Consider the following 13,697-nt stretch of genomic DNA (forward strand, 5'->3'; position numbering starts at 1 on the left):
TCCAAACTTCATAGGACATTGCACGTCAGTATTTCCTGCTCTTTTGGGAAAATACTGACGTTTTTATGTTAGGAACGTAATCATTCTCCATTAATGAAGGAGGAAAAAGTCTTTGTATCGGTGCAGGTGTTAGCTCACATTAGAGGCATATAAAAAAACCGTTCAATTTTCTGAACGGATGGAATCAAATAAGATGCGTTAGTAAATGAACTTAAATTCCTGTTTTTATGCCAAAACCTATTAAAATTAACCCTGTTGATTTTTGGAATGCTTTCTGGAATTTGGAGTTGTTCATCCATTTTTTTGCGTAATCAATTAAATAAACAAGAAATAGAAACCACAGTACAGCGAGTAAGGTTAAGATGAAGGCTAATATAATCAATTGCTGGTTTACATTTCCGTTCAAATTGATAAATTGAGGCATGATTGTTATATAAACTAAAACGGTCTTTGGATTAAGAATATTATTAAGTAATGCCTGCATAAAGGAATCTTTATTATGCCGATTTGAATGCTTTGCAGGTGTATTTGCTTGTGCTTGAATTTCTTTTAAAGAAAAAGCGCTTTTAGCAAAAAAACTTTTTATTCCTAAATAAATTAAGTAGGCGGCTCCCAAATATTTGATTGCACTAAATAGAATCACAGACTTTGCAATGACAACAGATAATCCAAGAATAGCGATAAGCGTCCAAAAAGAAAGTCCCGTTGCCATTCCGAGAACGGTATACCGTCCCGCTTTTGTACCATGGCTAAGCGTGTTTTTCACTAAGAGCATAGTATCTGCTCCTGGTATAATAACCATCATTGCAACTATTGAAATGTATGTAAGTAAGCTATCCATGATATTTCTCCCTTTCCCTTTAATAGTGGCTACTCAAGTAACTACTTATGTAAGTATATTAGATGAAAATGGAAAACGTCAACAGATTTTGTTAAAATATTAGTTACAAAGGTAGCGACTAAGGTTGTGTTGGAGGGTTTATGAAAGAAAACATTTTAGAAACATTAAAAAATCTAAATTTTACCGAATATGAAGCGAAAGCATATCTTACCTTATTGGAAGAATCGCCATTAACAGGCTATGCAGTAGCAAAAAACTCCGGTGTACCGCGTTCAAGAATATATGAAATTCTGGACAGTCTGGCAATAAGAGGAGATATTCTGGTTAGTCCTGGAAACACACCACAGTATACGCCTGTTCCTGCAAAGGAGCTAATAAAAAACCGTCGGGTGAAAGCAGAAGAGAATTTTGAACTGGCAGAAAAATCATTAGCGGAGTTTGAACGTTCTGCAAATGATCGTGAAAATATCTGGAATATCATGGGACGCAGTGAAATACTCGATAAGGTTAAAGCTTGTATATTATCTGCTGAAAAAAGAATACTCTTAGAGATTTGGGAAGACGAATTCGATGAATTAGAGCCCGAACTTAGACAGGCAGCAAATAAAGGGGTCAATGTAACAATCATTGCCTATGGGGAAATCGTCTGTGATTTTGCTAATGTTTACCTCCATTATATGGGTTATGCAATTACAGAAGAGTATGGCGGACGATGGCTTGTTATTAGTGGAGATGATTCGGAAGTGGTAGCAGGCATTGTATCGCTTGGTAAAGATAGCCGTGCAGCATGGACCATGCATGTAGGTTTAGTGATGCCCATTACAGAAGTCATGATTCATGATTTGTATCTAATGGAAATCATGGAGAAACATAGAGATCTTTTAGAAGATAGTTTTGGTGTAAACCTCGCCAATTTACGGAAAAAATTTTCTATCCATCCAGATTATAAAAAACATTATGTGGACTAGATTTATGCTATTTTTGTCTGTTTTTTACAAGATAAGAAAAGCATACTTACAAGTCAATTTTAGGGGCATGAATCCAGGCAGGATTTATGCCTAATAATGTTGTAGTTAAAGTTACTTATTGAGCTATAGGCAGATATTTAACAAATTTAACTATATTAAAATATGGAAAAGGGTATAATAAGAAATGTAATAAAGAATTGGATTAACATTTTTGATATCCGGATTACTAAGACAGAAGGAGAAATGATTCATTTGAATAACAAAGAAACAAAGGTTATCGAGTTACCTGCCAACTATGAGGAATTAAAAAAATCAGCCAATCGCAAATCTAATTGGAGAGAACGTTTAGATGCAATCGAAGAATTAGGTCAGTCAAAAAATAAACAAGTAATCGATATTCTCACACATATCATGAATAATGATTCTGTATATAAAGTTCAAGAGGCAGCCTACCGTCAATTGAAAAGTTTAGGCGAAGATGTTCAATTGCCAGCAAGGAAAAAGGGCGAGTTGGTTAAAGGTTTAACCAAAATCTTAGTCAGGATCAAGAAGAGTTTACCAGAAAATCACACATATTCTGAATTCAAAGAGAAACTTCAGAAGATGAGAATGGATATATATGATACATATGAGGGTGAAAAAGGAGCAGACTTTGATAAGTGGCTTGAAAATACGTGGTCAGCTTTATCGAAAAGATAAAAGATGAAAGAAAAATAAGCAATATTTGAAGCAGGAGCAAAATTTTGCTCCTTTTTCTTATGTATAAAACAAAAGTTTTAGCTATGGTATGCTAATATATTTTAAAGAGGAAGTATATGGCTGTTAGCTTCAATTTGAAATCAAACGGCTATACGCAGCTCCAAACCACTGTGAAAACCGATATATACATACGAATTCAGGGGAGAAAAGATGACAGATTATATTGAACTTTGGAAACAGGCAATGGCAGATCATACAGGGAAAATACCTAACAGGCTGAAAGATGATGCAGCAGAAGAAGCTTTTTGGTCTTCTAGAGTGGCAGGGAAAAAACAACATAAAGCGGACCCATATGCAAAAATTGTACAGCAAGAGTTATTGGCATTATTAAAACAGGATGATCATGTATTGGAAATCGGCCCTGGATGGGGCAATTATACATTTGATATTGCAAAAGAAGTCAGGAAGCTAACATGTATAGATAGTTCCAAAAGCATTATCAATTTTTTGGAATCCCAGGCGAACGAAAAAGGTTTCGAAAACATGGAGTTGATTCATGATAAGTGGGAAAGTGATAGCAAAAGAGACAAATATGATGTAGTATTTGGTTTTAATTGTTATTACCGTATGACAGAAATCGGTCAAACCTTATTAAAAATGAATGAGTCTGCAGCCCGTTTAGTGATAGCAGGTATGACAACCGGACCAGAAAAACCACATTATATGGAATTGAAGCAGCGAGGTTATACAATCAATTTAAGAAAGCGGGATTACATACATATCTTGAATATTTTGTATCAACTTGGAATACTGGCGGACTGTAAGATCGTTAAATTGAAAAGTAAAAAAATTTATTCCTCCTATGAAGAAATGATTCGCGATAATACAACAAAAATTCTTAATGAACATTTTTCCTATGATGAAGTAAAAACGATCCTTAATAAATATGTGGTGGAAAAAGAAGGAACTTTCGAATACGAATATCCGTTTCATGCAGCTTTGATGTATTGGAATCCGTGATGAATTTAATTTTCCAGTACCTTTTTCTCTGAACTTCAGGAAAAAGGTATTTTTTCTACTGGACATTCGCAAACTATACTAACAAGGCTACAAAACAATGATGATAATACGGAGTGTGAATGATAAATGAAAGAAATATCCGAAAAGCGATTTTGTGAAACTTGTAAAAAAGAGACCGTTCATACAGTAACTGAAGATGCATTGGAAATAGAATATTCATGTAATGAGTGCGGTAAGCACCAAGACATTTTCAAGACATTTTTTTAGAAAAGATTCGAACCAAATTCGCAATCAGAATTTGTTGCAAGGTAAGAAGTTCGACTAAAGTTGACTTTTTTTGTATTTGGGGATGACAGAATTCCCTCGCATTCTCCGTTAATTTTTGCATTTCCCCATACTTAGAGCGGAACGAAATCCAACTGAATAGTTAAAAGCCTGCCAAAACAAGTGGACCTCCATCTAGTGCAATAGTTACATTCCCGCTAGCCGCCACTGGGTTTGGCCTCTCAATCATTATTTATACAATCACTTGAAAAAAATACAGCGGTAATATTTTTTAATCTCTATTTCACCAGCATGCAATATGTGATATATTGCATATTATGTAATGATATTTAGAGGAGGATATAGCCGTTGGCACATTCAGATTCATCACAAAAAATTAAACGCACTTCTGTACGTGAAGAAGCATATATGATCTTACGGGATTGGATAGTTCAGGGAATCCTTACGCCTGGCCAGCAATTACGCGACAAAGAATTAGCCGAACAATTGGGAGTAAGCAGAACCCCTATTAGAGAAGCACTATTAAGGCTTGAGGATGAGGGATTTGTTGAGACCAAGCCGAGCCGTTCAACTATTGTTTCTCCTATTCGATTCGATGAGGTATTAAACATATATTCCGTTGTATGGACACTGGAAAAGCTGGCTATGGAACAGGCTTTTGATTTCATTGAAGAAAAAAACTTAATTGAGATGGAAGCCATCAATCATGAAGTGAAAAAAGCAATCGACGAAGGAAATCAAAGAGTGGCCGTTCAGAAAGATAATGACTTTCATTCCATTTACATCAATCTTTCTACAAATGATGAATTGAAGCGGATTCTATCGGGACTCAAACAAAAACTTAAACGAATGGAACTGTTTTATTTCAATCAAGTAAGTGATGTTCATCTTTCCGTTAATGAGCATGATCAGATCATACAGGCAATAAGGAACGGAAGTCTCACTTTGGTGCTAGAGGTGATAGAAAAGAACTGGAAAGAAAGTTATTTTAGAATTCAAGCCCATACGGAACGTGTAAAAAGTGGGGTGGAAAAAAATGAGTAATGATACGTTAGTTGCTATATCACCTTCAAGAAACAAAGGGATTGCACTAGTACTGACGGGCGCTGCGTTATGGGGAGTATCAGGGACGGCAGCTCAATATCTATTTCAGCAGCAAGGTTTCAGTCCTGAGTGGCTTACTGTTGTACGCTTGTTGCTTTCTGGTATCATCTTATTGGGTGTCGCTTATAAGAATGAGAGAATGAAAGTTTTTGAGAATTGGAAAAATAAAAAAGATGCGCTTCAAATTATCCTTTTTGCCATTCTCGGAATGCTCGCTGTTCAATACACATATTTTGCAGCAATTGAACATGGAAACGCAGCAACTGCCACTGTCCTTCAATACTTGGCACCGGCCCTGATCACTTGTTATTTAGCCATTCGCTCCAAACGTTTTCCAAGCATAACTGTGAGTGTAGCTGTGATCATAGCGATTTTAGGCACTTTTTTGCTTGTGACGGGAGGGAGCATACATTCACTTTCCATTTCCGGGTGGGCAGTATTTTGGGGAGTAACATCAGCTTTTGCATTGGCATTCTATACATTGCAGCCTTATGAACTCCTTTCAAGATGGGGTTCAATGATTGTTGTGGGATGGGGCATGTTGATTGGAGGCATATGCTTTAGCATGATCCATCCTCCATGGGCATTTGAAGGCATTTGGACGTTACCTTCATTTTCAGCGGTTTTGTTCATCATCATTTTCGGTACGATCATTGCTTTTTATTTTTATTTGGAAAGTACCAAATTCATCTCGGCTTCTGAGGTAAGTTTATTTGCTTCGGTTGAGCCATTATCCGCAACCTTAATATCCGTTTTCTGGCTGAATGTAACATTCGGTTTTGCCGAGTGGCTCGGCACACTTTGCATTATTAGCACCATTACGATTTTATCGATCGTAAAAAACAAGTAAGGTCAGTAGTAAAGGGCAAAATAAAGGAATCTTGCTGTAGTTTATATAATACTTGGAGATAAAAACCAATTGCTTTTAGGATCAAAAAAGATCACCCCCTGTTCGATTATGTTCAGGGAGTGATCTTTTTTTATAAAGGTTTGCTTCTATCTGTACAACCGATTTCCCAAGTGAGTCATTATATTCGGATTCATGGCCAATTACTATGGACTAACAAAATTAATTGGACAATCGTGCAATCTTTCTAACAAGGGCCTTCATATACTAGCCTTACGGAGACATTACATCAAAGGTAAAGAGGAGATCATAAATGAATAGTAAGAATGGGATGCAAAATGAAAGCCGAACGTTTGTCGGTGGTGATATCTGGGATCAAATTGGTCTCAGGGAAATTAAGGCACTCAAGCATAAAGTCCTTCATGAAGGGATTAGCAAATATCAGGATATCAATGTAGTGGAAGCTAAAGATATAAGAATGTATCTCAATGAACAACTGCAGTTCTCTTCATTAGATGAACGCATCTATCATGAGGCACTCGTTCATCCTGCAATGACTTTGTCTAAAAAACGGTCACGCGTCTTAATTTTAGGGGGAGGAGATGGACTGGCCCTTCGAGAAGTCCTCAAGTACAGTGATGTAAAGCGTGTTGATCTTGTCGATATTGATTCGGAAATCATTAAAGTAGCAAAGAGTGTTCGCAAGATTGTAGAGCTTAACGAGGGATCATTCCTTGATAGACGTGTAAAAGTTCATATCCAGGACGCCCAGAAATACGTTTCTTCAAATACTCGCAAATATAATGTGATCATTGTAGATTTCCCGGACCCAGCAAATGAAATCTTAGGCAAATTATACACAAAAGAGCTTTTTAGCCGTCTATACAGTTTCCTTGCAGATGATGGAGTAATAGTCTGCCAATCCAATTCACCGGACGATGCCCCGCTCGTTTATTGGAGTATAGGACGGACAATCAGGAGTGCCGGGTTCGATGTCATGAGTTACCACACAATCGTTCCATCTTTTGGTGACTGGGGCTTTCATATGGCTGCAAAGAAATTCAGGACGAAACGCATGGATAAACTATCAATTAATGTCCCCTATGGAACTCTTCCAAAAGATTTATCTTCATTGTTTCAATTTAAGGATTATCACCTTTATGAGCGTAGATATGCAAAAGTAAATACACTCGACCAACTCACACTTCATCAATTTTATCAGCAGGAAATGGATTATTGAAAATTATTATAGGACATCGCCAACTTTTATTTAGTTGGCGATATTTTTGATTAAATTGAAAGAAATCTCCAGTTGTTATACATACTTCCGTAAGTAAATGAATGACTTGATTATTCGTGATTTGCGGATTTTTTTTATTTTAAAAGGTTGTCCAACCGCAATTAATCATTCATGCATAAACTGTAATATTAAATGGTAATGGAGTGGGCCACACTTATGGATTTAAACTGATATGGGCCCATGAATTGATAGAGAAAGGGGAACAAACAATGGAAACTAAAGGATTCCATGTCATTATTGATGCGTTTAACTGTAAATCTAGTATTCTTGATGACGCCGATGAACTAGAAAAACAATTGGATCTTACAGCTGAGCGATTGGAAATGATCGTATTGAATCGCAGCTTTCATAAATTTGAACCATATGGTGTTACAGGAACGCTAATACTATCCACCTCACATATGTCCATTCATACATGGCCAGAAAAGAATTATGCCGCCATTGATATTTATACTTGCGGAAAAAAGAATCCATTTCAGGAGGTCCAAAATATTCTGCAATATTTAGGTGCTGAATACGCAGTCGTATATGATGTTTCTAGAGGAGCGGAGTATATGGCAGAGCAGTCTGTCCGTATAATCCGAAATGAAAAAAACTAGTCACAAACCGTGTAAAACCGCATCAGTTCTAAAGTAATATCAGGGTCGGAAGAGAGGGGAAATGCGAATGGAGCACCAATTGGTCTTTTCCCTTTCCCAAATACATAAAATGTTTGCGACGATGGGCATAAAGTGCAGGAAACTTGTTGTTTGCATAGAATGGCAATCTATCTATTAGAGTTATCTCCATCTTGAAAAACAGCAACAACTTCTAAAATAAAGTTGCTGCCATTAAAAGGTCTTATTTTAATAGGGAGGACTTGGCATTCCTTCTAAGACATTGGTTTTGGAAATGCTTTTCTACCACACTATCAGATTTAATAAAATCATTATGAAATGTAATGGAGATCGAGAAGAGTTTACCGTATATCTATATAATGTTGCAGTACCTTTGATGGGAAGAATTTGAGGGGCAATGGTCGTAAGGATACAATAATAGAAGGGGGCATAGTTAAATTCCGCTGTGCTTGCTTTAAACAGTTATACATTGCTTTACCGCCAACCGAATTGGCAGAGTGAATAGTAATGCGATTTGCAAAGAGTTTATCTTTGACCATCTTTTGAACAAGCATAAAACCATTCCTGGTTTTATTTAATAAATCATGGTCCAAAGAGAGATGTTCAATATCAAAGTTTTGCAATAGCTCTATACATTCGTCAATAGTCTCGACTAATACATAGCCATCGGGAGCTTTCCGATAGTCATCCAGAAAAACGCTGATTTTCTTCATTTCTTATACTCCTTTCCTTATATAAATGTGACTAAGAAAAGTCAATTAAATCCAAGAATAATATGGTTTTATATATTAAGTCTAACACAACAATGTAAGAAGGGGACATATTCGACGTTAAAGGCTAATATGCGACAGCCTTTTTCAATAAATTTTCTTTATACTTATCGTTGTGCTTCTTCAACTAACGGGTCTTTACTAAAAGGAGGAACTGATACTGAGCCACCCCATTATGAAACTAAGTTGCATGGTTTATAATAACTAGCGTATTGTCTTTTGATGGTTTAGTAACTGCTTCTAAATATCCCTTGTGAAATACGGGACAAAACATCCGCTTAAAAGTTAATAATTGTAATAATTAGGGTAAAAGGTAATATCTTAACTAAAAGGAGAAGGGATATGTTACATCCAGACGAGATTTACCTTGTACTAAGGGACAAAATGCTGCTGTTGGAGTTAAAGGAACAAATAAATGACTGTCATATTTTCTACTTATCGATGATTAATGATCAGCTTTCAATGATTGATGATGCTCTAAAAGAATGTAGCGTTGATTACTGCAATATATCAAAAGGGTAAAGCCGACATTTACTGTCTTATTTATATAGGGAATCAATTTTTCAACTATATATAACCAGCTTAGCGCCCTCTAAGAAAGGCGCTTTTTTAATGTCAAATTTAATTGATCTCCGATAAAAAAATCAATTAGCTAATAATTTAAGAGGTATACGTGCATGTTCTGGTTAGTTATATTGCAAGCGGAAGCTTATTTATCACCTTCAGCATTACGATGAACTATTTCATTTTTATAAGAAGCAATTTTGGCATTATCTCCAATGCTTTCAAGTGTAGCCGTGGCCATTTCTTCTCTAATGCGAATAATATGGGCATCCATTAATTGCTTGGCTTTGTCCGCTTCCTTTAATGCGATAGAATAGTAGATATCTTTGTGTTCTTGAAGCGTTTCTTGAAAATGACCTGGTTTTGCGAAACGATGTCGCCTGGTGGCACGGATAGTATCTTTCATTTGATCACTAAGGGTATGGACCAATCCAGCAAATATTGAATTGTTTGTCGCTTGAGCGATACTATAGTGAAACATTAAATCTGCTCGCAAGCCTAATTCTTCATCATGTTCCGAACTTGCCATTTCTTCTAGAGCTTTAAGGATATTTTGTAAATCAAGAGAGTTTGCTCTCTGTGCAGCAAGAAAAGCACATTCGGTTTCAATTACTCGACGCACTTCAAGCATTTCATAGACCATGTTATCTTCAGCTTTGATGATTGAGGTGGAGAGCTGTTCGATCAGTGACTGAACATCAGATTTTCTGATAAATGTCCCATCACCTGGTCTGACCTCAATGACTCCGTTAATCTCCAATACTCGAAGGGCCTCTCTGATTGATGTTCGACTCACTTTAAAACGATTGGACAACTCCCGTTCAGGGGGTAGTTTATCTCCAGGTTTCAATTCACCGCTAATAAAAGACTACAGGAGCATGTTAATTGAACGATAGGTAGGAATTAATATGATCGTATGAAATATACTAGTCCTGTTTGGGGTTATAAACATTAGAAAAGAACCAACTGAAACATATGATATTTGCAAAATTTGTTTTTGGGAAGATGATGGAGTTCAATATAGTGCCCCAGATGAAGAGGGTGGTGCCAATATCCCATCTTTACGGCAAGCGCAATTATCTTGTGTTGGAGCCTATGAGGAGAAGTGTATTTGTTTATTTTAATCCTCTTTATCTTTGTTTTCTTGTAATAGTAAGGTAGCAAACGTATGCCTTAAATGGTGCAGAGAAAATCGGTGAGCGGGTAAACCAGATCGTTCTAAAATCCCATTAAATATTTTGTGCAATCCACGAGGATTTAAAGGCTTATTTTTCCGATTATAAAAGCGGTTCACTATAATGTTTTTGCTGCTCTATAAGAGTTTCTTTTTAGTCTTGAAATCGGTATGACAATGAGATGAAAAGGGAGGAGGCCTTCTTTTCATCGAACTAAAATCGTTTAATTTTCTAAATTAACTTGATCCCATGTTAAATCCACTAATTCTTGACGACTCATTCCTGTTGTTGCAAGTAATTTAAACATTTATTTAGGTGAATTCTTATCAGCTTTGGCGTTTGAATACTTGCTGTGAAGTCAGACTTCATGTAAATATCTTTTAAACAATATATACTTAATGATTTTAAGCACGAAATGCGGCGTTGTAGCGTTCTTGGCTTAATACTATGATTGATGACCTGATCTTGCACAAAACAACGGACACTGGACGATATGAGTTAATCTAAGTCTAATGATCGGTTGTTAGCAGTTAAAAACTCACCGTAGAGCTTTAAATCGAATGCGTAACTAGTTAAAGTGTTCAAGAAGTAATTTTTCTCAACTTCTAAGTACACGAGATTATCATCCGAAGCTTGAACATAATTCATAATTAGGAATTATTCGGTCCAAGCGAACCCTGAGAGTTATCGGAAGCAGCTATGAATGTTATAGTCAACTTCAGCCCAATTAGGGGACTATAATGAATCTTAGGGGACTATAATGAATCTTAGGGGAATATGAAGCTGTGACCATTTATTTATTATTAATTTTATTCTAGTTTACATAATATATATTATAGGAAGTTATATTTTTAATGTTAATTTCGTCTCATATCTTAAGAATACTTAACTTAGTGAGACGAAATGCGAAATTTTATATTTAACCACGAAAGTTTTTTATTATTATCTTTTTATCTAATTACTCATTGTTAACTAAAACTTTAAGTAAATATTATTACGTTTATTTAGAAAAAATTGATTGATGATTAATTCTATATTGGGATTAAACTTTGGCAGTAAGTTTTGCTTGGATTTAAGCTTTCACAATCAGTTACGTCAATTGTCATTAAATTTCCTGATTTTTATTCTGAATTTTAATTTATCTGCTAATTGCTAACATATCGTTTTTGGCCATTTTATTATAGGTGCGTTTAATCAATTAATACACTTTAGTTCACTTATTAATTGACATACTTAGTCATTCACTCTAAGAATCTCTAATTGTTTTGTTGTAGTAAGCAAGTCTATTGTATTATTTCCATTCGTGAAAAAAACGGAAGCGCCTTTACTTTCCCCCTTTTTCCATCCATTCGCTTTAAGGGCTAATTCATATCCATATGGTATGCCGTTTTCTTCAGAAGCCCTTGACCATTCAAATCTTTTCCCTTGCTCATTTATCTGAACCAATTCAACATTTCTAGGTACAGGGAATTCGTATAGATCTTCTGTAGTTGTGTATGAAATAATAAATGATTGCCCCTCCTATATATAAAGCAGCAATGGTGAGTGCCCAACTAACCCTTTTCTTCATTTTGCTTACCCCTCCCTAAAGATCTTTTCTATTGAATCGTTATCTAACAATTTTGTAGTAATTTAAATAAATCCTGCTTAACTGACACGATTTATCGATTTTGTTATTCTGATATATAAAATAAGTGGAGAAATGAGAAAAATCACGGGTTAACACTTATGAAAAATTATATAAATATAATTTACTCCAGTGACAAATCAAAGGTTTTTTATCTTGAAAGTTCTCCTGAAAATGATGATACCTATTTAGCCAAATAACCTCCTATAAGCCTTCTTTGATGATCAATCCGCTCTGTTTTTAAATTTTTAAGGGAAAGTTGCGATTTTAAGGAACTGCTTTCATAAGTGCAACAACATGCTGTGAATCACTAGAAAGCTGCCAAGAGTTATAAGGTAAACCTTTTAATCGAATTTGTTTAGAAACACACCAACTTTCAGCAATCAGTTTTTTATGTGAATCGTGAAAGTTAACTTCGCTTTTTACCTTTTATAAAAGGATTTAAAAAATTTCAGGAAATCAAAGCAACTTATATGGTAATGACAGAAGACATTAAAATGGTATAAAGCTCTAAGGTGTTGTCTGATTAAGCGGAAAAATAATGTTATGTAAACTCTATACACGAAATGTTGATTACCTATTTCTTTGGTTCTTTTAAAAGTCTTTATTAAGAAGTTACCGAAAGTTGGTTTGATGAGATATGTACCTTTTTTCTATCTTGAATTGGCTTTTCGCGTTAGAGTGGCGAATAAACCATTCTTTCCTTGACCTTCTGTCGTAAATAATAGTAATGCTCCCTTCATTAAGAGAAATATTTGGAAAAAGCCTATACTTGGCCACCTATAAAAAAAGGAACATGAAATCGCAATTGATCTCAAGTTCCTGATACATTATTTATGTTCGAATGGATTCGATACGGCTTTGGATGAATTCGAACGAGGTTTTTGCTTCTTGGACGATTTGTTGGATTAGTTCATTAACGGTCAATACTTCTTTTATCAGTCCTACGGATTGACCGCATGACCAGATCCCTCCGTCTAAATTTCCTTCAAAGTACACTTTCTTGCTTCGTTGTCCCGTAATTAACGGAATCAATTCCTCTATAGTGGCACCTTCATTTTCAAGTTTGTCCACTTCTTTACTGATGGCATTTAATGCTACACGTGACGGACTGCCAATATTCCGTTGGATGACAACTGTATCCATTTCATTGGCCGATACCATCCACTGCTTCACGTTATCATGGATCGGCGCTTCTTGCGTTGCCATAAAGCGAGTCCCCATGACGATACCTTCAGCACCGAGTGACAAGGCACTAATAAGGCCTCTGCCATCCGAAAATCCCCCGCCAGCTATTACTGGTATAGTAACAGAGTCAACGGCTCTAGGGAGCATGACAAGGGTTCCTACATCTCCCATGCCTGGATGACCGCCTGTTTCATTCCCTACAATAATAATGGCATCGACACCTAATTTTTCTGCCGAGATTGCGTTTTTGACGTTCGCTACCTTATGTATCACGGTAAAGCCGTGTTCTTTAAGTTTGGGCATTAAATTTTCTGGGCTTCGGCCACTCGTTTCAACAATTTTTACATCTTCGTCAATTAAAATATCGATGAACTCATCATTCGGGGTTGCCGTTTGACTTGGAAACAGGTTCAGGTTGACAGCAAAGGGCTTCTTTGTCAAAGTTTTCACTTTGCGTATTTCATCGCGGAGACCTTCTGGTGTCACCTGTGTTTTCGAAGTGATGATGCCAAGTCCCCCCGCTTCTGAAACTGCGGCTGCGAGCGGGGCTCGGCCAACTTGAAACATCCCGCCGCAAATAATCGGATACTCAATCCCCAATAATTCAGTAATTCTCGTTTTCATTTGCCATACCCCTTTCATTTTCATGGATTTCTATAAATCTACTCTTCTTACATAATGTATACACGCTG

At 36.2% G+C, this 13,697-nt stretch carries 14 protein-coding genes and 1 pseudogene; 9 read left to right on the top strand and 6 right to left on the bottom strand.

The features are described from left to right. Window positions 1-211: 211 nt before the first annotated feature. Window positions 212-841 (bottom strand): homoserine/threonine efflux transporter, encoded by a 630-nt coding sequence (locus tag J7E52_RS14615; RefSeq protein ID WP_214747739.1) that lies wholly within the window; start codon window positions 839-841, stop codon window positions 212-214. A 140-nt stretch (window positions 842-981) separates the two neighbouring features. Between J7E52_RS14615 and J7E52_RS14620 the strand changes: the two genes are divergently transcribed. The 7 genes from J7E52_RS14620 to speD all read left to right on the top strand — a co-directional run bounded on the left by J7E52_RS14620 (window position 982) and on the right by speD (window position 7,663). Further along, complete coding sequence (locus J7E52_RS14620; protein WP_214747742.1) at window positions 982-1,809, top strand: TrmB family transcriptional regulator; 828 nt, start codon at window positions 982-984, stop codon at window positions 1,807-1,809. Between the two features lie 243 nt (window positions 1,810-2,052). Next, on the top strand, window positions 2,053-2,508 hold the full coding sequence (locus tag J7E52_RS14625; protein WP_214747744.1) for a HEAT repeat domain-containing protein: 456 nt from the start codon (window positions 2,053-2,055) through the stop codon (window positions 2,506-2,508). A 210-nt stretch (window positions 2,509-2,718) separates the two neighbouring features. After that, window positions 2,719-3,528 carry a methyltransferase domain-containing protein gene (locus J7E52_RS14630; RefSeq protein WP_214747747.1) on the top strand — a complete coding sequence of 270 codons (810 nt, stop codon included), beginning with the start codon at window positions 2,719-2,721 and terminating at the stop codon, window positions 3,526-3,528. Window positions 3,529-4,161: 633 nt separating this feature from the next. Next, window positions 4,162-4,857, top strand: coding sequence for a GntR family transcriptional regulator (locus tag J7E52_RS14635; protein ID WP_286197777.1), 696 nt, complete (start codon window positions 4,162-4,164; stop codon window positions 4,855-4,857). Next, window positions 4,850-5,767, top strand: a complete 918-nt coding sequence (locus tag J7E52_RS14640; protein ID WP_214747750.1) for a DMT family transporter — start codon at window positions 4,850-4,852, stop codon at window positions 5,765-5,767. The genes J7E52_RS14635 and J7E52_RS14640 overlap by 8 nt, the downstream gene beginning before the upstream one ends. Window positions 5,768-6,077: 310 nt before the next feature. Continuing rightward, entirely contained in the window at window positions 6,078-7,004 is a 927-nt protein-coding gene (locus J7E52_RS14645; RefSeq protein ID WP_214747752.1) for a spermine/spermidine synthase domain-containing protein, read from the top strand. A 269-nt stretch (window positions 7,005-7,273) separates the two neighbouring features. Beyond that, window positions 7,274-7,663, top strand: a complete 390-nt coding sequence (gene speD, locus J7E52_RS14650; RefSeq protein WP_214747755.1) for an adenosylmethionine decarboxylase — start codon at window positions 7,274-7,276, stop codon at window positions 7,661-7,663. Window positions 7,664-8,022: 359 nt separating this feature from the next. On the opposite strand, the gene J7E52_RS14655 is transcribed toward speD, so the two are convergent. Then, a complete protein-coding gene (locus J7E52_RS14655; protein WP_214747758.1) occupies window positions 8,023-8,394 on the bottom strand; it encodes a cyclic-phosphate processing receiver domain-containing protein in 372 nt (123 codons plus the stop codon). Window positions 8,395-8,793: 399 nt separating this feature from the next. Between J7E52_RS14655 and J7E52_RS14660 the strand changes: the two genes are divergently transcribed. Further along, entirely contained in the window at window positions 8,794-8,973 is a 180-nt protein-coding gene (locus J7E52_RS14660) for a hypothetical protein (RefSeq protein ID WP_214747761.1), read from the top strand. Window positions 8,974-9,160: 187 nt separating this feature from the next. Here the strand turns inward: J7E52_RS14660 and J7E52_RS14665 are convergent, their stop codons facing one another. Beyond that, complete coding sequence (locus J7E52_RS14665) at window positions 9,161-9,865, bottom strand: FadR/GntR family transcriptional regulator (protein WP_286197778.1); 705 nt, start codon at window positions 9,863-9,865, stop codon at window positions 9,161-9,163. A 66-nt stretch (window positions 9,866-9,931) separates the two neighbouring features. Here J7E52_RS14665 and J7E52_RS14670 point away from each other — a divergent pair. After that, window positions 9,932-10,139, top strand: a pseudogene (locus J7E52_RS14670) (CPCC family cysteine-rich protein). On the opposite strand, the gene J7E52_RS27420 reads toward J7E52_RS14670, so the two are convergent. From J7E52_RS27420 to J7E52_RS14685, 3 genes are all read right to left on the bottom strand, one after another. Then, window positions 10,136-10,309 carry a tyrosine-type recombinase/integrase gene (locus J7E52_RS27420; RefSeq protein ID WP_214747765.1) on the bottom strand — a complete coding sequence of 58 codons (174 nt, stop codon included), beginning with the start codon at window positions 10,307-10,309 and terminating at the stop codon, window positions 10,136-10,138. The pseudogene J7E52_RS14670 and the gene J7E52_RS27420 overlap by 4 nt on opposite strands. A gap of 1,114 nt (window positions 10,310-11,423) precedes the next feature. Beyond that, window positions 11,424-11,636, bottom strand: coding sequence for a hypothetical protein (locus tag J7E52_RS14680; protein WP_214747768.1), 213 nt, complete (start codon window positions 11,634-11,636; stop codon window positions 11,424-11,426). Between the two features lie 1,015 nt (window positions 11,637-12,651). Beyond that, complete coding sequence (locus J7E52_RS14685) at window positions 12,652-13,629, bottom strand: NAD(P)H-dependent flavin oxidoreductase (RefSeq protein ID WP_214747772.1); 978 nt, start codon at window positions 13,627-13,629, stop codon at window positions 12,652-12,654. Between the last annotated feature and the right edge of the window lie 68 nt (window positions 13,630-13,697).

It is taken from the genome of Bacillus sp. ISL-34 (assembly GCF_018613325.1).
GTDB lineage: Bacteria > Bacillota > Bacilli > Bacillales > DSM-1321 > Peribacillus.